18 protein-coding genes are annotated in these 23,160 nt (G+C 39.9%); 5 read left to right on the plus strand and 13 right to left on the minus strand.

Annotation, left to right across the window (positions count from 1 at the left end; all coding sequences use genetic code 11):
* Window positions 1-297, plus strand: coding sequence for a hypothetical protein (locus GS400_RS17735; RefSeq protein WP_160104038.1), 297 nt, complete (start codon window positions 1-3; stop codon window positions 295-297).
* A 40-nt stretch (window positions 298-337) separates the two neighbouring features.
* Here the strand turns inward: GS400_RS17735 and GS400_RS17740 are convergent, their stop codons facing one another.
* From GS400_RS17740 to GS400_RS17795, 11 genes are all read right to left on the minus strand, one after another.
* Window positions 338-595, minus strand: coding sequence for a hypothetical protein (locus tag GS400_RS17740; RefSeq protein ID WP_160104040.1), 258 nt, complete (start codon window positions 593-595; stop codon window positions 338-340).
* Window positions 596-640: 45 nt separating this feature from the next.
* Window positions 641-1,318, minus strand: a complete 678-nt coding sequence (locus tag GS400_RS17745) for a hypothetical protein (RefSeq protein ID WP_160104042.1) — start codon at window positions 1,316-1,318, stop codon at window positions 641-643.
* 742 nt (window positions 1,319-2,060) lie between these two features.
* Entirely contained in the window at window positions 2,061-2,768 is a 708-nt protein-coding gene (locus GS400_RS17755) for a hypothetical protein (RefSeq protein WP_160104046.1), read from the minus strand.
* A 311-nt stretch (window positions 2,769-3,079) separates the two neighbouring features.
* Window positions 3,080-3,268: a hypothetical protein gene (locus GS400_RS17760; protein WP_236561035.1), complete on the minus strand. Its 189-nt coding sequence runs from the start codon at window positions 3,266-3,268 to the stop codon at window positions 3,080-3,082.
* A gap of 1,305 nt (window positions 3,269-4,573) precedes the next feature.
* Window positions 4,574-7,663 carry a beta strand repeat-containing protein gene (locus GS400_RS17765; RefSeq protein ID WP_160104050.1) on the minus strand — a complete coding sequence of 1,030 codons (3,090 nt, stop codon included), beginning with the start codon at window positions 7,661-7,663 and terminating at the stop codon, window positions 4,574-4,576.
* A 52-nt stretch (window positions 7,664-7,715) separates the two neighbouring features.
* On the minus strand, window positions 7,716-8,180 hold the full coding sequence (locus tag GS400_RS17770; RefSeq protein WP_160104052.1) for a hypothetical protein: 465 nt from the start codon (window positions 8,178-8,180) through the stop codon (window positions 7,716-7,718).
* Between the two features lie 11 nt (window positions 8,181-8,191).
* The gene (locus GS400_RS17775; RefSeq protein WP_160104053.1) at window positions 8,192-9,331 is read right to left on the minus strand and encodes an S-layer homology domain-containing protein; all 1,140 of its coding nucleotides are present in this window, start codon (window positions 9,329-9,331) and stop codon (window positions 8,192-8,194) included.
* Window positions 9,332-9,752: 421 nt separating this feature from the next.
* Window positions 9,753-11,102: an O-antigen ligase family protein gene (locus GS400_RS17780; protein ID WP_160104054.1), complete on the minus strand. Its 1,350-nt coding sequence runs from the start codon at window positions 11,100-11,102 to the stop codon at window positions 9,753-9,755.
* Window positions 11,103-11,276: 174 nt separating this feature from the next.
* On the minus strand, window positions 11,277-12,374 hold the full coding sequence (locus tag GS400_RS17785; protein WP_160104055.1) for a glycosyltransferase family 4 protein: 1,098 nt from the start codon (window positions 12,372-12,374) through the stop codon (window positions 11,277-11,279).
* Window positions 12,375-12,660: 286 nt separating this feature from the next.
* Window positions 12,661-13,374: a WecB/TagA/CpsF family glycosyltransferase gene (locus GS400_RS17790; protein ID WP_160104056.1), complete on the minus strand. Its 714-nt coding sequence runs from the start codon at window positions 13,372-13,374 to the stop codon at window positions 12,661-12,663.
* Window positions 13,375-13,387: 13 nt separating this feature from the next.
* A complete protein-coding gene (locus GS400_RS17795; protein WP_160104058.1) occupies window positions 13,388-14,659 on the minus strand; it encodes a nucleotide sugar dehydrogenase in 1,272 nt (423 codons plus the stop codon).
* 217 nt (window positions 14,660-14,876) lie between these two features.
* Here GS400_RS17795 and csaB point away from each other — a divergent pair, with 217 nt between their 5' ends.
* A complete protein-coding gene (gene csaB / locus GS400_RS17800; RefSeq protein WP_160104060.1) occupies window positions 14,877-15,983 on the plus strand; it encodes a polysaccharide pyruvyl transferase CsaB in 1,107 nt (368 codons plus the stop codon).
* A 222-nt stretch (window positions 15,984-16,205) separates the two neighbouring features.
* Here csaB and GS400_RS17805 read toward each other — a convergent pair whose 3' ends face one another.
* Window positions 16,206-17,126 (minus strand): nuclease-related domain-containing protein, encoded by a 921-nt coding sequence (locus tag GS400_RS17805; RefSeq protein ID WP_255454194.1) that lies wholly within the window; start codon window positions 17,124-17,126, stop codon window positions 16,206-16,208.
* Between the two features lie 462 nt (window positions 17,127-17,588).
* On the opposite strand from GS400_RS17805, the gene GS400_RS17810 reads away from it, so the two are divergent.
* From GS400_RS17810 to GS400_RS17820, 3 genes are read left to right on the plus strand one after another with little or no spacing between them, the layout of a single operon-like run.
* Window positions 17,589-18,776, plus strand: coding sequence for a glycosyltransferase family 4 protein (locus tag GS400_RS17810; RefSeq protein ID WP_160104064.1), 1,188 nt, complete (start codon window positions 17,589-17,591; stop codon window positions 18,774-18,776).
* 35 nt (window positions 18,777-18,811) lie between these two features.
* A complete protein-coding gene (gene murJ / locus GS400_RS17815; RefSeq protein WP_160104065.1) occupies window positions 18,812-20,338 on the plus strand; it encodes a murein biosynthesis integral membrane protein MurJ in 1,527 nt (508 codons plus the stop codon).
* Between the two features lie 28 nt (window positions 20,339-20,366).
* Window positions 20,367-21,974 carry a hypothetical protein gene (locus GS400_RS17820; RefSeq protein ID WP_160104066.1) on the plus strand — a complete coding sequence of 536 codons (1,608 nt, stop codon included), beginning with the start codon at window positions 20,367-20,369 and terminating at the stop codon, window positions 21,972-21,974.
* 51 nt (window positions 21,975-22,025) lie between these two features.
* Here the strand turns inward: GS400_RS17820 and GS400_RS17825 are convergent, their stop codons facing one another.
* Window positions 22,026-23,111 (minus strand): TolC family protein, encoded by a 1,086-nt coding sequence (locus GS400_RS17825; protein WP_160104068.1) that lies wholly within the window; start codon window positions 23,109-23,111, stop codon window positions 22,026-22,028.
* Between the last annotated feature and the right edge of the window lie 49 nt (window positions 23,112-23,160).

Raw genomic sequence — 23,160 nt, forward strand, 5'->3', positions numbered from 1 at the left:
ATGGTTACCGTTCATGAGGATCGATTTGATGAAGGAGTGGCTTATATCCAGGTGCCACTTACTGAGGATATTGATGAAACTACCGTAAATCGTCTTACTTTCGCTAATGAATCCTATCCGGTGGAACAAACTTTTGTAGAAGATGGTTCATTCTATTTACAAATTTCGACTAGTAATATTGAGGACCTTGTGGGAGAAGCTTTTATTCAAAAATCTCCATTGAGTGACAAGGCCAACAATATTGTTAAAGGACTATCCTTCCAAGTGCTCGAAACAGGAGAATCCATTTCACAATAAGAACACAAAAGCCAGCCTTATGATCAAGACTGGCTTTCTTTTACTTTTGATTAATTTTGATAGAACCTTCTAGAATTTTTTCATCTGGAAGATTGTATGGTAATTGTGGGTTGAAGTAAGCATTCTGGTCTTTTACGTATTCAAGAGCGTAATATTGCTTTTCTCCACCATTTTCTACTTCTAATAGTAGGTCATTACGAACGCCTAAGTTTAATTTCTCAGCATCTACTGAAACTGCTTTAGCAATTCCATCTAGATCAACTACTTTTGCATTTAGCTCTTTCGCTACTTTTGTCATGATGTACATCCCCCTATTATCTTCTTTTCTATTATTATGAAGGTTTTACCCGGTAATCACAATTCCTTTTTTTAATGCTTCTAGATTGTTATCGTCAATGTATAAATTAGCAAATGCATTGACTTCTTTTTCATATTTTAGTTCGTATGTTTTGTCTCCAGCTTTAAATGTGATCTTGGCATCTTTGGATACATTTTTTAGCTGTTCTTTCGGAACACTTACTGCATAGATCCCTTTAATCACTTCCACAGCAGTACCATTCACTTCGTTTAGATTGTAACTGTTTTGGTTGCTTGATGTATTGTTTGATGATTGATCCGTGGAGTTACTGGAATCATTCGTTTGACTGTCATCCTGGCTTTGATCTGATGTATTCGTTTCGGTTTGATCCTCAGAACCCGTGTTTTTATCAGAAGAGGAGCCCCCTCCACTTTTGGTTTTTTCATTAGATTCTGAAGAACTGCTTTCTTGATCATTTTCTTCGCTACTATCGTCTGAGTCTTCCGGTGATCCACTACCACCTGAATCGCTTCCACCAGAACCGGAACCACTACCACTGTCTTGATTATCATTTTCCTCAGTAGATTCCTTATCGTTTGCTTTGTCTTTTTCAGCCTCTTGACTTACATCAAGTTCCTCAATGTCTTTAGATTCATTATTTGAACATGCACCAAGTACCAACATAGCACCTAAAGCAACTAATAAAAGTTTAATAGATTTCAACGTGTTCCCTCCAATTGATGTAGAAATATACTTACTTATTATTACAATAAGCCATAAACCGCTTCGTTTCAATGAATCTTATGTAGGGTTTTGGTTCTATTGTTTAATGTTTACAGTTAGGTTTTTCCTTTTTCAAGAGGGCTTCAAACGCTTTTTTTCTATTTAATTTATATTTATTTTCTTATGAACAGACAGAATACGATTAAATAAACAAACGATTCAAATCAATAATGAATGAGTATAAGAATAGTACATCATAAACACCTATAATCATTATTTGGATTGTGATTAATATCTTAAAAAGTTTGATACTCTTTCTTTCACTTATTTTTGTTAGGTAAATCATTAGAATGGATGTTAATAAGCCAATTACTAGGGAGAGCCTTATAGCAACATGAGCATTACTCATCCTATAAAGAGGAGCCATAAACAAATCAGACACGATTAACATATATACGAAAAATGCATTTATGTAGAATAGCTTCATTGCTAGTTTCTTACTTAAAACAAAATTCTTTTTGTATAAGTTCTTTATCAATCTTATCGTGTATATCAGAAATAGAGTTATAAAGATTAAAAAGACCCCTACATAAAATATTGTTAAATACAAATCTTATCACCTCTTGCTCCTTAATAGTTTGTCAGAATATAGCATGAGAGTTTCTTATTTCAACACAAAAGTATTTGCAATAACCTGAACTAAAGAAGGACGAAGCAATCAAATTGCCTCGTCCCTTTTTCTTTAGTCACCAACAACTACATCTAGATAATTCTCAGAGATTGAAAAACCCCAATAAGCATGGTCAACAGCTAATACAAATACCTCATAGTTTCCTTGCGTAATGTCTACTTCATCAAATGTTGTTAGAGTGGATGGTAATGCTGCTAAAGTTCCATCATCACCTGATGTTGCAGGGATTTCTTTTAAACGGTTTTGCGATACTAATTGGTCTAAAGCCGCTAAATTATCTTCTGCACCAGCATTATAGAGTGAACTTATTCCATCAGAGATTTGATGTGCGGCATCTTCATATGTTGCTCCATCGGCAAATACCGTTACATAGTAATTGAGAACACGGTGTGGTGATTGAGTCTCATCTACACTGCCCGCTATATCATCAAATGCGATCTTAATGTCTGTTGCATCACTCCCACCAGTAGCTGCATCCGTATAAATAACATTTGTTACCGTTTCAGTCCATCCATCATAAAGGTATTGTCCAGTAACTGAAAAGTCATTTCCGGATAGGTCTTCAAGTTCACCAGAGGAAATTGCTAAATCACTCGTTTCATAGTCATGAGGCAATACATGACTCGGATCGAGCGTAATTGTTACTTTGTTATCTGTAATGCTTGCTGACGCATTTGTAAGGTTTAAACTACTAGCACTTACAGCACTTAAAAAGCTGGAAGCATTGTTTGTAAACCTTACGGGTTCATCAAACCACATATTAATCTGATTGACAGTGGTATTTGTTCCAAAAGTTATAGCATGATTTAATGTTGGTGCTGTTACATCGCTATTCTCGTCTTATACCATTTTCTCTGTTTATTATGGCTTTCGAGCGAGCCTTCACCGCACAGGCGGCTTTCACCGCATACGGCGATCCGTCAGTAGATTATCCCCAATAATCAGCTGATACAATAGTATTATCGGTTACCATTTATTTTACTTTTAGATTAAAATACAATATTTATTTTTAACAAAGCAAAAACCTCTCAGAATAATTCTGAGAGGTTTTAATCCAATATTAATGAAAATTACTTATCTGTGACACTTTGAGTAACAGGTGTTCCCGTATTACCAGCTGCATCAATAGCAGTTACACTGATCGTAATATTACTGTTATCAACTACAGTAAAATTGGATAATGTAACGGTATAAGAGGCACTACCGTCAGCTGTCACATATTTTGTGTATACATTTCCTGAGTTATCTGTAATAGTCACTTCATATTGATCAATATCACTCTCACTTGGTGCTTTATCAAAATTAATAGTACCAGCAAGTTGATTTTGAGTTGAATCTGTATCAGTAAATGATAGATTTTGTGCCTGATCTGTAGGAGCAGTGTTATCTAATGTAATAGCATTGGTGTTTATAGAATCGGATGTCTTTGAATCTGTAACAGTTACAGGGATGGTACCACTAACATCAGAAATAGTATTACCTGAACTAATAGTATATTCAATCGCGTAAGTATTATCCCCATTATCGGTTACGTTTTCAGCTACTTCTGTTTAGTTACTATCAAAACTAGAAAAATCAGTTAATAATGTTAAACCTGGTTGATTTGCCATAGCTAATATTGTAATTTTGTCTCCATTTTTCACATTCGTTGGAACTGCAGTTATAGAATCTACACTAAATATTGCTGAGTTGCTATTCTCGCCTAACCTATAATGATTTTCGGTCAAGCATACACCATACGTGCGGCTTTCACCGCATACGTCGTGCCATCAATAATAGAAAATCTCCACTTTAAAAAATATGTATTCTAATTTTAACAGAAACTACTATATATAAAGAAGGTGGAATAAGTCTATTACATCACTTATCCCACCAAGAATTCATTAAATATAAGCATTAATCTAAAGAAAATATTGGGGATAATTTTCTTATTACTGACTAAGTCCCTTCGCTCCAGCAAGTTTTATCCTCCTCGCCTGCGTTACCACTACGAGTTCAAACGGCATACTATCAACACTACTACGGACTTGCTGCCACTTTGTATGGATCCAACGGTGCTAATTCACCTGTTCGTACAAAGCTTCAAACGTTCCACTATGTATATCCCTTTTTTTGATAACCTTAGACTTCCACTTTTCAGTATAAGAATGTTTGATTTAACAGCCCTAATTATTTCAAACACTTTATAATATCTAAACTATAAAGGTATATACCAAACTGACAGCAAATTATACTTAGTATATACTAGCTTGTACTGGATCATAATGGATTCGGTACCTAGTCATAGTTATCTTTTAAAGAACCCCGCCTCTACATTTTGAGTACGTCTTCACCTGACTTCGCCCTCTCAGCTAATTAGAGCATCATTGGACGCAGGAGTATTAGGCTCATGATCAATTGAGCTGTTATCATGTTTAGGAATTTCACCCAAATAATAACATAGCAGTTAAAAGAAAAGCCCCAAAGTAGTAGCTGAATGTTAAATTAGCTACTTCTTTGGGGCATTTTCTTCACTTCTTTCGTTCATTAACAGAACTTATGAAGTAACGTTTCGTTTAATATAATTAGTCAATGTTTACAGCTGCGTCATTTTTGTTACCTGCAAGGTCAACTAAAGTTCCAGCGCTAATTGTGTAAGGTGTAGAAACGTCATCTCCACCTGTAATTGATCCACCATCAGCAGTAACTGTAATTTCAGTGTCTGCTCCTGCAGCAGAAGTCTTAGCTACTGAACCAGTACCATCACCATCTAGAGAGTTAGCAAAAATAGTTTCAAGTTCAGCAATTGTAGCATTTACACTAGATGCAGAAAGTTCATCATTGAATGTAATTACTACAGTTTCACTAGCTTCAACTTCTGTAGCACTTGAGCCTGCTGTGTAAGTTCCACCTACAGATGCTACATCAAGAGCTTCTTCTGCTGTAATTGTTACATCAAGTTCAGCGAATTGACCGTTATCTTCAAGAACAAATGTGATTGGAGAATCAGCACGATACTGAACATTCTCAGCTGTAACCTCATCTAGTTCAAATAAGTCACTTGCAGCATCAAAGACAAAGCCATCTGTAGAACTGTATGCTACAGAATTTGTAGTGTCTACTTTAGAAGAATCAGCTACTTCAAATAATGAGTCAGTTGATTTGTTACTATATACTCCATACTGGTCTTTAGTAACAACATGTAGAGCGCTACCAGTATCTACTGCAGTACGATCAGCGAATGTTAATGAAGAAACTTCGTTAGTACCAGCAGCTAAACCATAAGGGTTTGAAGCTGTAACAGCAGCATCTGTAAGCATTACTTCAGTTGTTTCAGGTGCAGCAGGACTCCATGTTACAGTTTTCTCAATAGTTTTAACACCATCATCAGTATTCACATAAACTGTAACAGTAACATCTGTAGCTGCAGTAGCACCACCATTATTCGGTCCAGAAGCAATTACCCACTGGTTATCTTGAGCATCAATAGCTACGTCACCAAGGCGTCCGCTACTTACTTCTACTAGATCGGAGTTTGAAGAAGTAACTTTGAAGATTGCACTAGATGGAATAGCATAGCTATTATCTTCTTCATCAGTAGCTGTAACGTTTAATACTTTCGCATATGCGTCAGCACCAGCTTGGCCGTAGTCTTGGTCACCAGCAAGTGTACCAACATCATCTACTGAATAAGTTAAGCCAGTAGCATTGTTAGCAACTACAGAGAAATCAAGTGTAGCTTGGCTTACTACTTCGTTTGAACCATTCAATAATTTACCAGTTACTGCTACTTCACCTGTTTTACCTTCAACAGCAGAAACAGTAAGTGGACTCATATTTTCTTCAGCAGTACCAGATGTCTTGTTAACATTTACTGCTTCTGTATCTCCAGATACAGTATATTCCCAAGTAAGGTTTGTGTTAGTGTTACCAGCTACTGGAGTAATTGCATCACCATATTGGTCTTGGAATGCAAAGCTAACTTGTGTGTCTGCTCCAGAAATCAGTTTAGAAGTGTATTCTTCAGGTACAACAACATCGCTTACTACACGTTCTGCTTTTACTTCTGTAGTTAAGGAATCAGTTTCACCAGTTCCAGAAGTTACTACAATAGATGCAGCACCAGAAGTTGTTAGTGAAGTAGTGTTAACAATTTTTCCATAGTTATCACTAGTATCGTCAGTGTTAATTGCAAAAGATACACCATTTAGCGCACCAGTTCCTGTTACGTTAATGTTTCCTGCTTGAGCAGCAATTTGAGCTGCTGTCAGTTCTTCATCAAACTGGTTAAGAACTGTAACAGGAACTACAACTGAACCTGCAGCATCACCTTTAGCAATTACGTTTGTTTCTAACTCACCTAGTCTTACTTCATCTGCCTCAGCAGGTTTTACAATGTTAAGTTCCTTAGTTACTGTTTCACCAGTTGCATTGATTACAGCAGTAAGCTTTACTGTTTTTGCAGTTGATAGTGATGATGTATCTACATCAATCATAGCTTCGCCATCAACATCTACAATACTGAAGTTAACACTAGAATCTGAAGATAGTAATGTTACACCAGAGATTTGAGATGAAGATGATAGGCTATTACCATACTGATCTTGTGCATTTAATTCGATTTTAGCTGCGTCTGCATCACCAGTGTAAACACGGTTAGTATCTTCTGGAAGAACTACATCGCCAAGTTCAAGTGCAGTTACTGAAGCTGCATCTCCAACAGTAGCTGTAACAGTTTCACTTTCACCTGTTTTACTATCAACTGCTGTTAATACAACTGTTTGATCAGCACTGAAGTCTGAGCTAGCGTCAAGAGTTAATACACCATTACTGTCTGTTAGGCTATCAGTAGCAACTGAAGCAGACCAAGAAATGTTATTAACTAGTGAATCAGCGTCAGTAGTAATATCAGTACCATATTGGTCAAATACTTTAAAGTTCATAGTTGCTTTATCAGAAGCAGTTTTCACAAGTGTTTCACCAAGGAATTCAATATCAGATACTTTTTGTGATTCAACAGTTACTGTACCAACTAGATCTTCTTCAAGGTCTTCGCCAGTTACTGTAACTGTGTAATCTCCTGCAACTAAGTTTGTTTCAGATGAAAGAGTTAGAGCATCTTTATCATCATTCCACTCTGAGTCAAGGATTACTGAGAAGTTTCCACGCTTAACTTTCACATCAACATTTTCAGTATCAATTGCTTGGTTGAAATCAACTTCTAATGTTTTAGCGTCAATCGCACTTACAGACTCAACCATTGGAGCTGCATCTTCACCCATGTTTTCCCATGCAGTGTATTCTGCAACTTCTTCATCAGAAACTAGGTTTTCTTCATTATCATCTAGTTCGTTTAGAAGTTCTGGAGTTGCTGTATCTGGGTTATCAAGTTTTGCGAAAGCAAGTTCTTTAATAGTTACGAATTTGCCTTCTTCTACACTTACAGCTACTACAGAGTTCGCTTGAACAAACTCACCTAGTTCGCCTGTGCCGAATGTCATTGCTTTTGCATAGTCCATGAATGGAACTGTAACTACAGAACCGTCCTCAGTTTGAATAGCTACACTGTGAATAGTAGTCGCCTCTGCTGCTTGTGCAGTTGGCGCAGCTACTGCTGGTACCGCAACTGCTGCCGCTAATGCTGCTGTACTCATCACTTTAAATGGTGATTTCATAATATAATATCCTCCCTAAATTTCTAAATTATATTTTTATTTAACTAGATTACTAGTCAATAGATATGACCTCTGGAGTCTCTGCTTCTTCGAAGATTGGCTCCATGTTAGAATCATAACCGTTAATGCTTTGATAAGTTGAGACAGTACTTTCCTCCACAATTACGTCTGAACTGTCTGCTAACTCATCTAAAACATCTTGTACAGTTTCAGATGAACTTTTGAAGGTTACCCCCATAGCATAGTCTCGGAAGTTCAAGTAGTCACCTGTACTAATACCGATAGCTTTTATATCTGGAGTAAATTCACTATAAAAATCGTAAAAGTCTCCATCTTTGGTTGCTAATGCTAATGCATAGTCTCTTAGTGAGACAGTGAATTGGGTTCCGTTATGTTCAAAGACAACTGTTTCAATAGTAACATCTGAAGCTGCCTCTACAGGCTGTACAAGACTTGGAGCTGTAAGACTACCTAAGATGACTGCAGTTCCTGTACTTAGAAGTAGGCTTTTTTTCATAAAACTCTACCTTATTGTACTGTAACAGTGCCTGAAAGTACTGCTTCTTCAGAGTCTGCTGTTACACTTTCATTGAAGTAAACGTCTCTGTCTTCAAGGTACTCAAGATCATAGGACTTATCCCCAACTGTTAGTGAAACAGTCTGTCCTTCAGAAACTTCTACACTTTCAGCTGGAACAGTTACAGCATAAACACCTTTAAGAAGGTTTACTGCTTGACCATTTAACTCGCTAACAGATCCTAGGTTACTAGGTTCAGTTTCTTCTTCTTCTACATCATACATTACTTTTGCATCACGCAGATCAGCTTCAGTGTAGCCAGAAACCTCACCATTATAGAAAGATTCTTGATCTGCAAGGTATTCTAGTTCTACTGTTTCGCCATTAACATCTAGTGTTACTACAGTTTCAGCAGTAGCACCGTCAAGATTAGCTACAGGAATAGATACAGAGTAAACACCTTCAATTAATTTTGTTACTGAGCCTGCTTCATCAACAGTTACAGCTGCATTTTGCTCATTCCAAAGCTTCCATGCATTGTGAAGCATTTTAGAGAAGTCTTTACGTTTGATGGAATCATGAACACCAAATGTAGTTTCATCGTAACCATCAGCGATTTCTAATGCATAAACTGCATCAACATATGTGTTAAGAGAAGTGTCTCCACGATCTTCAAATGGTGATTCTGCTACACCATCTTCTGGCATAAGGTCGAATGCTTCGATAACGACTTTCGCCATTTCAGCACGGTTTAATTCAGCGTCAGCGTTGAAATTACCTTCTGCGTTACCTTCGAAGATTCCATGCTCTTCAAGTTCTGCAACAATACCGTCGATTCGATCTGGTACACCCGTTAGTGTAAGTTCGAAATCAGCGTCTACGTTAAATCCGCGAGCAGTGAAAATCATTTCAGCTGCTTCACTACGCTTAAGGTAGTTGTCAGGACCGAATGATCCATCAGTGTAACCTGATACAACTCCCATGTCGTAAAGTGCATTGATGTGTTCATAATGACGTGTGTCTTCGGATACATCTGAGAAATCCTCAGCTGCAGTTGCTGCTGAAACTGCTGGAGCTACAGCGCTACCTACTAATGCTGCGGAAGCAGATGCAACCATAAATTTGCGATAAGACTTTGGTTGAAATGCCATTAATCTTTTTCCTCCCTTAATATGTACTAAAGTACATCTATATTTATATATAAGGTTCTAGAGGTGCGATAAAACCTCTAAAGATGAACCCTAATTCACAGTATTATTCCAACCCCAACCTATACTTGATAAGATTTCCTTAACAGATAAAAAAATGGTTTGGTTGGAAAATCTCGCAATTTAATTCTACCAAATCTAGCAATGAGGTCAACTGATATGTGAAAATTTTGTCTGTTTTTTTACATAGATCGGTAGTTTATTGATACATTCTGTAACATCATTGAAATTTTTATGATTGTTTAGAAAATTTAATATAAAAAAATATTATGATTTTTCAATCAATGATAGTTACTAGCATAACATGGTTATGCTAGTAACACAATATCAGATTTTCAATATATTTACAGACACCTTACTATGTCTATGCATCATCAGATAATGTATGCACATAATTAAATATTAACCCTGAGATCAACCAGAACAGTACATTTAGTTGTGGGATAAATATCAAGTTGTTCGCTAGATTTTGCCCTGCATAGGTACCACTTCCGACAAACAATCCAATCAGTAATAACTTCTTGGTAAGATCTCTACGATGTAAGAAGAATTGTTTACCAAGGAAAAAGTAGTAATAGACGTAAATTGCTAGAAAACTCAATAACCCTATTGTACCCGTTTCTGCTCCTACCTTTAAATAGGAGTTATGGACGGAATACTCATCATGGCCCACGTATAATTCTGGATATTTTGTCACATATTCTTTGTAGCGTTCACCATAATTCCCGATACCAAGTCCTAGTACAGGATTCTCCTTGTACATAACCCAACCGGTTTTCCATAGGGTTGTACGAGACACTACTGCTTTGTTTGTGAAGGACTTGTTCTTCTCCTCGTCCTCTGACAATTCGCCGTCTTTACCACCATTTTGAGTATCTTCTGGTAAGAAAGATTGTACGACGAACATGGCAGATCTGGTACGTTCTTGAACATCTGGTAGGTTATAGACAATTATACCCAATAGTAACGTTGCCACGATTAAATGGATGGTAAACATCTTTTTATAGAATTGTTTTGGAATTAACAAGGATGTAAGGATGATTGCTAAAGCCATAATCAACCATGCTGAGCGTGTGTAAGTGAAAATTTGGTTTATTACATAGATACCAAATACGGCGAACATAAGTAATTGCCATTTTCGTTCTTTGAAACGCACAACAGCGAATAAGAGTAACATTGGAATAATGAAATTTACAAAGCCTGCCCAGTAGTTCGGGTTTGTCATTGTTGCATGAACACGTCCATATGCTTCTTCGAGGGCGTAAACTCCAGCTTTATTCAGGTTAATGTCAAATGCATATGAGGTAATCCCCCATAAACCTGCTGCAGCTATTGTCCCCACGAAGGTGAACGCGAATGCGTGATATTCCTGCTTTGAGAATTTCACTTTCGTTACAATGAAGAATAAGAATACATAGGATAAATAGCGAACCATTTCTTTAATTCCAGGTATGATTGAAACGGCCTGGCTTAATGAAATGATTTGAACAAGAAAGAATAAACCAAATAAGGTCATAAACATCTTGATCGGTAAGGTGTTGAACTCAACACGCTTTCTCATGTATTCAACGATCACTGCTAGCGTTAGTAATGGTATAAGAACGACCTGTGCTGATACAGGAATTGGTCCTACATACACTTTTGCTGGCACTAACGGAATGATTATGATGTGTAAAAGAATTAAGTAATACGTCAGTGAATGTTTACTTGCCATATGATGTTACACTCCTCTATTTTTCAATTGCATTTAAGTTTTCAAAGCTGAATATTTGTTCAAGAGATCAGATGAAGAGCCCTTGTAACTCTTCATCTTTTGAACAATTTTTCTTCTACAGGAAAAATTAAGAGGAGTTTCATACAAGTTAGACGAAACTCCTCTTTAAAAGTTTCATGATTTTTTAATTTTTTTATACATTTTTTTCGTAGCCTCAGCCAGTTGCTCTAAGGAGAAGTTTTGACTTGCGTGATTGTGGAAGTCTTCTCCTCTTTTTGCGAGCGATCCAGCTTGTTTTTCTTGGATGGCTTCTTGTAGAGAGTTGGTTATTGCTTGTGAATCTTTTGGCTGTATGATCCAACCAGTGTCTTCGAGCATGTGTGGGATGCCACCTACGTTTGTTGCGATGACTGGTGTCTTTTCCCTTGCTGCTTCTAAGAGTGCTAGTGGGAAGCTTTCGCTATAGGAAGCGAGTAAGCCAACGTCACTGATTTGGTATATGTCTGGAACATCGTCTCGGAAACCTAGGAAATGTACCTGGTTTTGGATGTTCAGTTCTTTGGTTTTCTTTTGTAGATCCTCGCGTTCTGGTCCGTCTCCTATCAAAAGAAGTTGGACGTTTGGATCGCTTAGGTTTTGCATCGCTTCGAAAACTTCATTGTGACCTTTTATTGGATGGAGCCGAGCAACCATAGCAATGATGAAGTTTTCTTGTTTTAGTTGCAGATCTTCTCTAGTTAAGTTCCCTTTTGCATAGGATTTGGAAAAATTTATGCCATTATATATAGTAGAAACTCGATCTCCAGGAATGCCGATGTCGATCAAATCTTGTTTGAATCGTTCGGATACGGCGAAGAAATGGTCGATTCTTTTGATAGACCAAAGATTGATCTTGGTAAATATCTTGCCTTTGAGTCCACCCTTTAGGAAGTCCAGTTTTGGATCACTATGAATGGTTGTGACCCAAGGGATATTGAGTTTCTTTATGATTAAGGCTCCATAGAGGTTGGCTCTTGGACCATGTGTGTGCAGGAGGTCGTAGCCATTGTCTTTTATAAAGTTTTTTAGTTTGGTGAGCACCTTTAGATCGTAACGTGAGCTCTGATCGAGTAATTGCACATCGATTCCTTGCTCTTTGGCTTGCTCGTACAACTCTCCTTTTTGCATCGCGATTAGGGTGACTTCTTCTTTTGGGAAACTCGCGAGTAAGCTAAGGAGGTGATTTTTGGATCCGCCGGTCTCTCCTCCTGAAATGAGGTGAGCTATCTTCATGCGCATCCCTCCTTTATTCGAAAAGTGGAAGCGCCCGGGTAGCAACGAAGGGACTGGACTGAGCCCGTAGTAAGATAAAGGAAACACAAATTGTGAAACATTTTGATGTTGACTTATCGAACGGAGTAAGAATGATCGACTAAGTTCGTCACGTCCTGTGACAACGTCGATCTGACCCACGTCGTGTGGGCCCAAGTCCATTCGTTGCTGGGCGCTGGAACTGGACATGTACAACATTCAAATAACGCGGAAAAGAGGCTTGTCCCTATGAGGCAAGCCTCTCCTTTTATTTTTTAGTGATTACGCGCCATAGGAATTTTGGTAAAGCGAGTTGTCGTTTGAATCGCTTTGGATCTGTTGCTAGGCGATAAAACCATTCCATTCCTACTTTGCGGAATGGGGCTGGTGCGCGTTTTACGTGACCTGCAAAGACGTCGAAGCTACCTCCCACTCCCTGGAACACTTTTACGGGAAGGCGCTCTTTGTTTTCACGGATCCAGAGTTCTTGCTTTGGGCTTCCAAGGGCTACGAACATCACGTCGGCGTTTGAATCTTGGATTTTTTGGATGAGTGCTTCTTGATCTTGGGCATAGCCGTTTTCGTAGCCTGCCACTTGGATTGCAGGGTATTTTTCTTGGATGTTTTCGATCGCTTTTGTTACGACTTCTTCTTTGGCGCCGTAGAAGAAGACACTGTAGCCTTCGTCTGCTGATAGTTGAAGGAGCCTGTCCATCATATCAACGCCTGTTACGCGGGAGGTGATATCTCCTCCTTTTAAGCGTGAAGCGAGTAGGACACCGACTCCGTCTGGGATTTGGAATGTAGAACCGTTAATTAAGTCCCTTAGGGTTTCGTCGGTTTGGCTCTTCATGATTTTTTCGGGATTCACAGCAATGATGGTGGATTGCTCCCCTTGTGAAACGTTTTGTTTTAGTTGTTGGGTGATTTCTTCATAGGATAAGGGGGAGACTTGCACCCCCATGTACTCTTCTTTGTTCATGTTGAACTCCCTCTTAGTCGATCGGTTTTAGTCCGGTTAAGTGGCCGATTTGATATAGCGTAATATCGTCGTGCTTTTGGATGCAGTTACGTGTGTCGAGTACGACTGGTGTTTTCATATATTGTTGGAACAAGCTTGGATCCATTTCTTTGAATTGTTTGTGATCTGCTAAAACGATTGCTGCGTCGGCGTCCTTTAGTGCTTCTTCAACGCTGTGTAGGTCGATGTCTGTTTGTTCTTGTCTTACGAATGGGTCGTGAGCAGCAACATTATAACCTTCAGCTTGTAGCTTGCGTAGAACTGTGATCGCCGGGCTTTCACGGATGTCGTCTACGTTCGCTTTATATGTTAGACCAAATACGGCTAGTTTTGGTTTTTGTAGATTTTCGGTTAACTCTTTTACCTGGCCTACGACAAAGTCAGGCATGGAGTCATTAATTTGACGAGCCGTTTGCATTAAAGGTGTCACTTCTTTGGCTTTTTCTATAATGAAATATGGATCAACTGCAATGCAGTGACCGCCAACACCTGGTCCTGGTTGCATGATGTTTACGCGTGGGTGCATATTTGCTAGGTTGATTACTTCGTGTGCGTTCACGTCTAGTTTATCTGATACTTTTGCCAGTTCGTTTGCGATCGCGATGTTGATATCACGGTATGTGTTTTCCATCAGTTTTGCCATTTCCGCTTCCACGGATGTTGTTTCATGGATCTCACCTTTAACGACTGAGCGATAAACGTCAGCTGCTTTCGATGCCGCTTCAGGAGATAGGCCTCCTACGATACGTGTATTGTGGATGAGCTCCTCCATGATTTTACCTGGAATTACGCGCTCTGGGCAATGGGAAACATATAGGTCGTTTGCTGGTAAATCCCACCCTGCGTCAGTCAGGATTGGTGCTACGACATCATCAGTCGTACGTGGAGGGATTGTTGACTCCACAATGATGGTGTTTCCCTTTTTTAAGTATGGAAGAATGCTTTCAGTTGCTTTTGCAACGTAGTCCGTGTTGGCTGTTTTGTCTTCGTGTACAGGGGTTGGTACTGCAATAATGAAGACATCCGCTTCTTCTGGTGTGGTTGATGCTTTTAGTTTGCCTGAATCAACCGCTTCTTTTACAGCCTCCGGAAGACCTGGTTCTTCAATATGGATGTTTCCTTCATTTAACGTGTTTACAACGTTTTCGTTTACGTCGACTCCAACGATGTTGTATCCTGCTTGAGCAAAGACAGCTGAAGTTGGTAGTCCGATATATCCTAGTCCGATTACGCATATTTTGTTCATTATAGATCGCTTCTTTCTTTTAGGTTTAGTTAAATATCTATTATAGGTATATATTATAATTAGTTCACGTGATTTGAGTATAGCAAACAACAATTGTCGGTGCGACTACTTCTCTATTTCAAATTGATAACATTTTGTTTACACTTAACATGAAGTTATTATTATGATTTTATAATCAATCCGTGCAAAGTTTTTAAATAAAGGATGAATATGTCTTATGAAAATTGTTATTTCCGGCTTTTATGGATTGGGTAATACAGGTGATGAGGCAATTCTAGATGCGATGATCGACAACTTGCGTGATTCGCTGGATGAGCCGGACATTACTGTTTTTTCCCTTTCCCCCGAGCAGACAGCTTCTAAACATAATGTTAAAAGTATATACCGCGGCTGGCGCCATGACCTTTGGGGCAAAATTAAAGCCCTTTTGAAGGCTGACCTTTTATTGAGTGGTGGTGGAGGGTTGCTCCAGGATACCACGCCTACTCGTATTATTGGCGGACCTCTACCATATTATTTACTTATTGTCTTTTTAGCTAAACTTTGTGGCACGAAGGTCATGTTTTTCTCTCAGGGAATTGGTCCTGTTAAGACGCCTTATGGAAAGCGTCTCATGAAAATTTTCGGGAACATGGCTGATTTTATTACGGTTCGTGATGCACATTCCAAGGATTCCCTTAAGAAATTAGGCGTGAAGCGTCCTGATTCTGTGGTCACAAGTGATATTGTTTTTGCTTATCAGGGGCATGAGGATACTGTTGCTTATGATTCACTAGGGCTGTCTGGTGATGAGCATTTGGTTGGTGTGAGTGTGCGTCCTTGGTTTGAGGAGAAATCGTATCAGCGTGAGATGGCTAAGTTGCTCGATCGGCTTGTTGAGGAGAAGGGTGTTACGCCTGTTTTTGTGCCGATGGAGGGCGAACATGATGCTGAGGTTTCTCGTCGGGTTGTGAAGCAGATGAATTTTGGTGATCGTGCTTTGGTGCTTGGTACTGATTATTCGCCGAATCAGTATTTGCAGTTTATTCGTGAGTGCGACATGGTGATTGGGATGAGGCTGCATTCGTTGATTTTTGCTGTGTTAGCTGGTGTTCCTTTTGTTGGAGTTAGTTATGATAAGAAGGTTGAGAGTCTCGCTAAGCGTGTGGAGATGTGGGATTACTCTTGTAAGCTGGAGCAGTTCTCGGCTGATGAGATGTATGAGAGTGTGGCTGAGGTTTATGATGAGCGTGATCGGTTGCGTGAGGTTGTGGAGCGTAAGCGGGTGAAGCTGCGTCGTAAGGCTCTAGAGAATATTGAGTTGATGAAGGATCGTTTCGTCTGAGGGCGGGTCGGTCTTTTTTTGGATCGAAGGCCCGGGTGTGGCTCAGCTGGTGTGAGACTCAGGCGCGGTTCGGGCGGTTTTGGGGTGGTTTCGGGCGGTCGAATATTGGATTCAGGCGATTCTCCATGACAATCAGGCGTTATTTGATTAGGTTCAGGCGGTAGCCTTTCTTTTGCAGGCGATCGGAACCAATATTCAGGCGGTTTAGCAAATGAGGGATATTCACGACCTGAAGAATGAGCTATCACGTGGATAGTACCTAGTATTTTTTCCTTTTCCAATCACCTTTAAGTCCATGTTCGATAATATCCGCTTCACTACATCAGGAGATTGAACGCATAGCCACTCTCTACATTCCTTATTGGAGATGTGATTATTAAAGATGAGAAAGTAGTCTTTGATAGCCTGGCGAGGGAAGCCTGAAGATGTGGTGCCACATAATGTACACAGCCACTTTTTCTTCCCTTTTATAACTGAGAGCTTATTACAGTGTGGGCACATTATACCTTTTAAGACTTCTTGTGGGAGAATGTTATACGTTTTTAAAGGTGTGCTATCTAATTCAGTGTTTTTCTGCTTTAGGAGGTTGGCTAGTTGGTGGATCCTATTAGGAGGAAGAACAGTTTGTGAGTAAGACGAGACTAACTCTTGGAATTTATGAGGGAATCGTTCTTCGGCGAAGAATTTTTCTACATATTCACTCTTGGGATCTACTACTCTTATGATGCTTGATGGATGAGTGTTAACGATGAGGTAATCAATAGGGATTTGATGTGGGAAGTGTTTTTTGAGCCATCTGATTAATTGAAGCCTGTGTTGCTTCACTTGTGTGAGTGGATCTTTGATTCGTCTTTCCTTTCCATTTTCATCTGTTTGGATACATTGTTGCAGTGGGTCTCCAACGGTTATTGTTCCTGATAAATATTTAACTTCAAGAATGATGATGACTTTTTGTGTGATAAGAAGGTAATCCATTTGGAATGCAGTGTTATATCCAGGGAGTCTTATGGAGTGTAGAACTTGTAAGTTAAGTTCATTCAATAAATTAATGTAGTACCTTATTCGTTTTTCTCCTTTGTATCCAGCTCGGTTCTGGCCTAAGCAGTCTTCGATGAAATCTCTCTTTGGGTGCCGAGTGTCCATCCTGTCTAGTAGTGCCTCGTCCTTTAAAATGTTGAGTGGAATTTGAATATCATTGATCAATCATATAGTCCCCTTTCTTTTGGATTGGTGTATTAATTCTTTATGTGATTGGAATTTTCCTGCTTGTGTTCGGGCGGTTTTGTTTGGGATTCAGGCGATATTTTTCAGCATACAGGCGCTTATTTATGATGTGCAGGCGGTTTTAGCGTATAATCAGGCGCACGCTCTTGATTTCCAGGCGCTTTGCACTGATTTCCAGGCGATCGCCTCCCCCACGCCACACCCAAAAAAATTTCTCCCCCTATCCAAATCAAAGGAAAATCTATGTAAAACAAGGACAATTAAGGCATTTTCAAATCTTGGATTTCCAAGTATACTGGTAATGATATAGTTTTTGTCGTATTTATAGGAAATTTGTCTTTATACATAAATCTTTTCTTTATCAATCACCGGAGGAACATTATGAGAATATTATTGGCAACGGTATTTAATTATCCCCATACTGGGGGGTTATCCACTCATATGACTACGCTTAAGGCGGGGTTGGAGGCGTTAGGGCACGAGGTTGATACGCTTTCGTTTAGTGACCTTCCTTATTACAAGCAACAGTTTTTTGCTAAGGGGCCGAGTATGTTCATGAATCGTATGGCTCCTGGAAAAGGCATTTTGCTTGGGCATAAGCTTCGTGCGGGTATGCTGAAGGATTTGATCAAAAAGCACAATGCGGAGAAACCGTATGATTTGATCAATGCTCAGGATATTTACGCAACGTTTGCTGGGCTTGATACAGGCATTCGTACTGTGACGACTGTGCATGGGTATATGACTTATGAGGCGATCAGTCGTGGTTCGATTCGATCGGAGAGTCCAGAGGCGCATCTTTTGCAGGAAAAAGAGAAGGAAGCTTATCAGCGGACAAGCCAGGTCATTACCGTGGATTACCGTATTAAGAATTACATTGAACAGCTGGCTGGGGTGACTGGTGTTCGTGTTCACAATTTTATTGATGTAGATCAATTTGAGCCTCAAACGGAAAGAAGAAATGAGCTTCGCAAAAAGTTCGGCTTTTCTACGGAAGACCTGTTTATTTTTATTCCTAGGCGGTTAACGAAGAAAAATGGTGTGATCTATCCTGCCATGGCTCTTCCGCATATTCATAAAACTTGCCCGAATGCGAAAGTTATATATGCAGGGAGTGGCGAGGATGAAGCGTCCGTTCGCCAGATTTGTCAGGAGAAAGGTGTTACGGATAGCGTGCACTTTCTTGGTGATATCCCTCATGAAGTGATGAAGGATTATTATGCGATGAGTGATATCACGATGATTCCTTCGGTGCATTCAGAAGGTGTTGAAGAAGCAACTTCCATTTCAGCGCTTGAGGCGATGGGCAGTGGTGTTCCAGTTATTGCGTCCATGGTTGGTGGATTGAAAGAGATCGTCAATCATCGAACGAATGGATTGCTCGTGGAAGAGCGTGATGTTCAAGGGATTGCTGATGCTGTCGCTGAGCTCATTGAAAAACCAACATTCGGCCGTGAGTTAGCCTGGAATGCGCGCAAGAAAATCGAGGAAGAATATTCCCATATCTCTGCAGCCACAAAATATGCTAGTATTTACGAATCAGTTTTAAATAAGGCTGTAACTTATTAAGTCCTGATTATTATTTTAAAAGAAGGTTTTCCTATATGAGTAAATTAAAACAAACCGCCTTGTGGATCACTCTACTGGCGTTTTTCCTTAAGATAATGGGGTTCTTCCGGGAAAGCATGATCGCCAAAGAATTCGGTGCCAGCGATTTAACCGACGGCTTCTTGCTTTCCTTTGGTTTTGTGACACTCGTTTTGGCCATGATTTCGAATGGCTTTAACTCCGTGTTTCTCCCCCATTACGTGAAGCATCGACAACAAAATTTAGAACGAGCTGAGCGCAATGCGAGCGGGGTTCTGAATTTCGTAATTGTGTTTTTCATTCTCGCAAGTGCCGCTACATATTTTCTGGTTCCCTATTTAGTTGATTTCATTTTTAATCCAGAAAGTGCGGTAACCGAGCGAGTTACGACGGAGATGACGCAGATCTTCTTCCTATTCATGGTGATTATTGCTTTGAGCGGAGTGCTCGAGTCTTACCTTCAAGCTCGACATAGTTATGTGCCGACGCAAATCTCCAAAATTATGGGGACGATCATGGCGACGCTCTTCATTGTATTCTTTGCTGATCTGTGGGGCATCTACAGTGTGGCATACGGATTTTTATTCGGAACGTTTTTAGGGGTATGTATTCAATTTTTCTACCTATATAAAAATGGTTTCCAATGGCGTTTTGAGTTTAAGCTCGATAAAGAGTTCGGGAAGGCGTTTTTAGTTCTTTTGATTCCTGCCCTCCTCCACTCTTCTGTTGGACATATAAATTTGTTCGTCGATAAGTCATTTGCCGCTGGTACGGCAGGCGGACCCGTTACGTATTTGAACAACGCATCGTTATTGATGAGTATTCCGCCGATTATTTTCCAGACGACGATTTTAGCAATTGTGTTCACGTTGTTATCTGAGCACGCTGAGTCTAAGGAAAAATTCTCACAGACGCTTTTCACTGGATATCAAATTGCGATTATGACGCTATTGCCGATTGCAGTTGGCATGTATATCGTAGGCGAGGCTGCGATTTCCTTCATTTATGAGCGTCAGGAATTCACACCGCAGGATACGGCGAATACGGTTGCTGCTTTGAAAATGTACATTCCGTTTATTTTGACCCAAGGGTTGCTGGTGACAGCTGTTAAGGGGATGTACGCTAAAGGTGAAGCGAAGCGAATTGTAAAGATCAGTTCGACTACGATTCTTTTGAACATTGCATTGAACTATGTGTTGGAGCGTTGGCTTGGGTATCCAGGTATTGCGCTTTCGACATCACTTGTAAACATTTATTACTCTACAATTATGACGTTGGCAGTTTATAAAGGGCTTGGTAATGGTGAATTACGACGTCTAGTTAGCATGTTTGGTCGTGTGATTTTGCCTACAATTGTCATGGCAATTCCTTTAGTCTTACTTCAGCAATTCACTGGAGTCGATGAAATGTATTCCTTATACGAACTGTTGATTCTTGTTCCAATTGGGATCGTATTTTACTTAGCAGGAATGTTTGTATTTTACCGCGAAGGCTTTAACCAGATCTTGCGTTTAGTACGAGAGCGAAAGAATATGCAGTCGTAATTATACTTCTTCAAAAGGAGGTGGTTGAATGAAGCGTAAAAACTTAATTGTCGCCTCAAGTGTTTTTGCACTAGGGTTGATTTTGTGCCTCGTGCTGATTCCTCGGTTAATTACAACTGGGGTATCTGGGGAAGAGCTTGTTACGATTCCTGGTGGTAGTGTTGCTGAGCCGACGATCGAAGTTCACGATCGTTCGCTCCGGTTTAGTTTGAAAGAGCAGACTGAGAAGCAGTGGTCGTCAGCCAAGGATGAGCGTTTTATCTATAATGTTCATAAAGAGCGTAATAAGGTAGCTAATTTGACTGTAACGAGGCGAACGCTCTCGAATGGTGATGTTCTTTATTTTACAAAGCTCGAGAACCACCAAGAAGATCCGCTTCAGCTTAACCTCTCTCTTTTATTTGAAGGTGAATCGAATTTAAATATGCAGGCTTTTTCCACTGAAGGGATTGATCATTCACATCACTCTACATATGGAGTAGATCCGACTACAATTCCTGCAGGCATATTGAATGTTGGGGAGCAGAGTTCTCTCTATCTAGCGAAAAACTATGAGTCTAGTGTTCTCAAGCATGAGTATGAGAATGGTGATACCAGTAAATTGCGGGAATTAGTTGAGGAAAAAGATCCTTATCGTGTAGGGGATTCACAGCTACATGTTCGGATGACTTCCTCAGGGAAAGGTGTTACGGAGAATTGGATGCTTTGGTCAGAAGGTTCTCTTTTTAAAAGTCAGGATACTTTAGAATTATGGAAGCAATATAATCGGTTGTATTTTAAATCTGTTCAAAAGTGGCTTACTTCAACTGGGGCTTTAATTAAGCTGCCATGGTCGATTGAACCTGTTACAAAGCTTGGGTATGGACGTAATATTGGGGCGTTGTCCGCTGAGGAGATGCTTGAACGTTATCAAGATTCAAAGGAACGTTTTTTTGAAAGTATGACGTTGAATACACTTGCTTCCGCTGAGGCTTATCGGGCGGATAAGGGCACGAAGCTTTGGAAGACGGAGTACACGAGCACCTGGGTGAAAAAGTCTTATGGGGTTCATGCTCCTTTTACGGATACGCGACACAATGAGAAGCTTGCTTTGTTTTTAATTGAAGCAGCCGACACTTTTCATTTACCTAACTTGAAACAGGAAGGCTTATTGTACGCGGATTACTTGCTGAAACAAGCTGAACAAGGTAATACCATCTCTTTTGAAGAGGATGCCTTTTTAATTGCTGATTATGATGGTCCTGGAATGTCGACCACTCCACATGCTTCATTGAACCACGCACTTGGGGAAGCCTACTACTTACTTCAAGCTTATGAGATTTCAGGTAATGAAGCTTATCTTGAGTTAGCCTACTCCATGCGCAAAGGGATTGAAGCTATTGGACAGGATTGGATTCGTCAGGAAGGTCCTCATCGTGAGGATATGTGGTACCAGGTGAATGAGGATCATACGTTTAGTGGCAATGACTATCAGCTGTTAACGTTGATTGACCTTCACAAAAACCAGGATGCTTGGGCTGAGACGAAGTATGGTAAGAGTGATGTTTTTGCGAAGTTGATTGCTTCGAAGTCTTCTTATTTAGATCGTACCGGGCTTGATGTTGAGAAGGTTGTTGAAGAGAAAATGGATCAGTAAGAGGATGATCTTACATTAGAAAAGCTCCTGCGGTTGCAGGAGCTTTTTTTATTACCTCGGCATATATCCATTTAGGAAGAGATGAAATTCTTTTTTAGCTACAGCATAATCTTTTTTCGCTTGGTTCAGTTGCATGGTTTGGTTCATGATGTTAAGTCGAGATTGGGTGAGCTGTTGTTGACTGCTCATGCCGTTTTCGATGAGGGCTTTTGTGTTTTCGTACATATCTTTTGCTTTTCTAATGTTTGAGCGATAGCTTTCGATTTTTAGGTGAAGGGTTTTTAGCTCATCTAGTTTTTGATGTAGCAAAAGTTGTAGCGCGTCTTTTTGTTCCTGAAGTTGAACTTTCGCTACTTTTAACTCGTGCTTGTAGTACTCTTCTAGTTCATCTTCTGCGTCATCTCGGTCATCTTGTGCCTCACGTATTTTTCTTGGGTCTGTTACGATGACATCTAATGAATCGGTTTCGTCCACGATTTCTTCATAGACTTCCACACTTTTCTCTAGTGTGTCTAAGGCATCGTGCTCCGCTAAATCTTCCGACCACATTTCTGGATTGTAAAACGAGTTTGGCATTAAGCCGACATCTGGTGCTTTTTCTAGTTTCCACTCTGCGTTGATTTGCTTGTCTAGTTTTTGATTGACTTGGTACTTAGCCATTTTGTAGCGTTGCTTTGCTTCTTCTAAGGATACTTCTGCGTTTGTTAGATTCATCTCAGATTGAAGAACGTCCATTTCAGAAGCCGCTCCGTTTTCTTTTTCTAGACGAACCATAGCCAGTTCCTCTTGCGCTTTTTCTAGGTTAGCGTGGCTTACCTCTACGCTTTGTCCTGCGATCCAGTAATTGTACATTGTTTCGTAAGCTGTCATTTCGGACTGGAATATATTTTGAGCGTCTTGATAGTTATTTTGGGTTTCTTGGATGCGGTCGAGCTCATCTGAGAACTCACCTTGGTATGGCTGTGAATCCTCGGAGATTTCTGGTTTTGATGCGTTGATGATTTTATTAGGATCGTTCTTTTCGATTTGATTCACAGCATCTTTAAAATTTAACGATTCGAGCTGCGCCCCTGCAACCATTCCAATCGGGAGCGTCAGTACAGCAGCTGTTATAATCGCAATGCGTTTCCCCTTCACATTGATTCCTCCCCCAATATGTATGGGGCCTGTCTCTCCAGCAGACCCC

The sequence above is a fragment of the Pontibacillus sp. HMF3514 genome (genome assembly GCF_009858175.1).
In the GTDB taxonomy this organism is placed as follows: Bacteria; Bacillota; Bacilli; order Bacillales; family BH030062; genus Pontibacillus.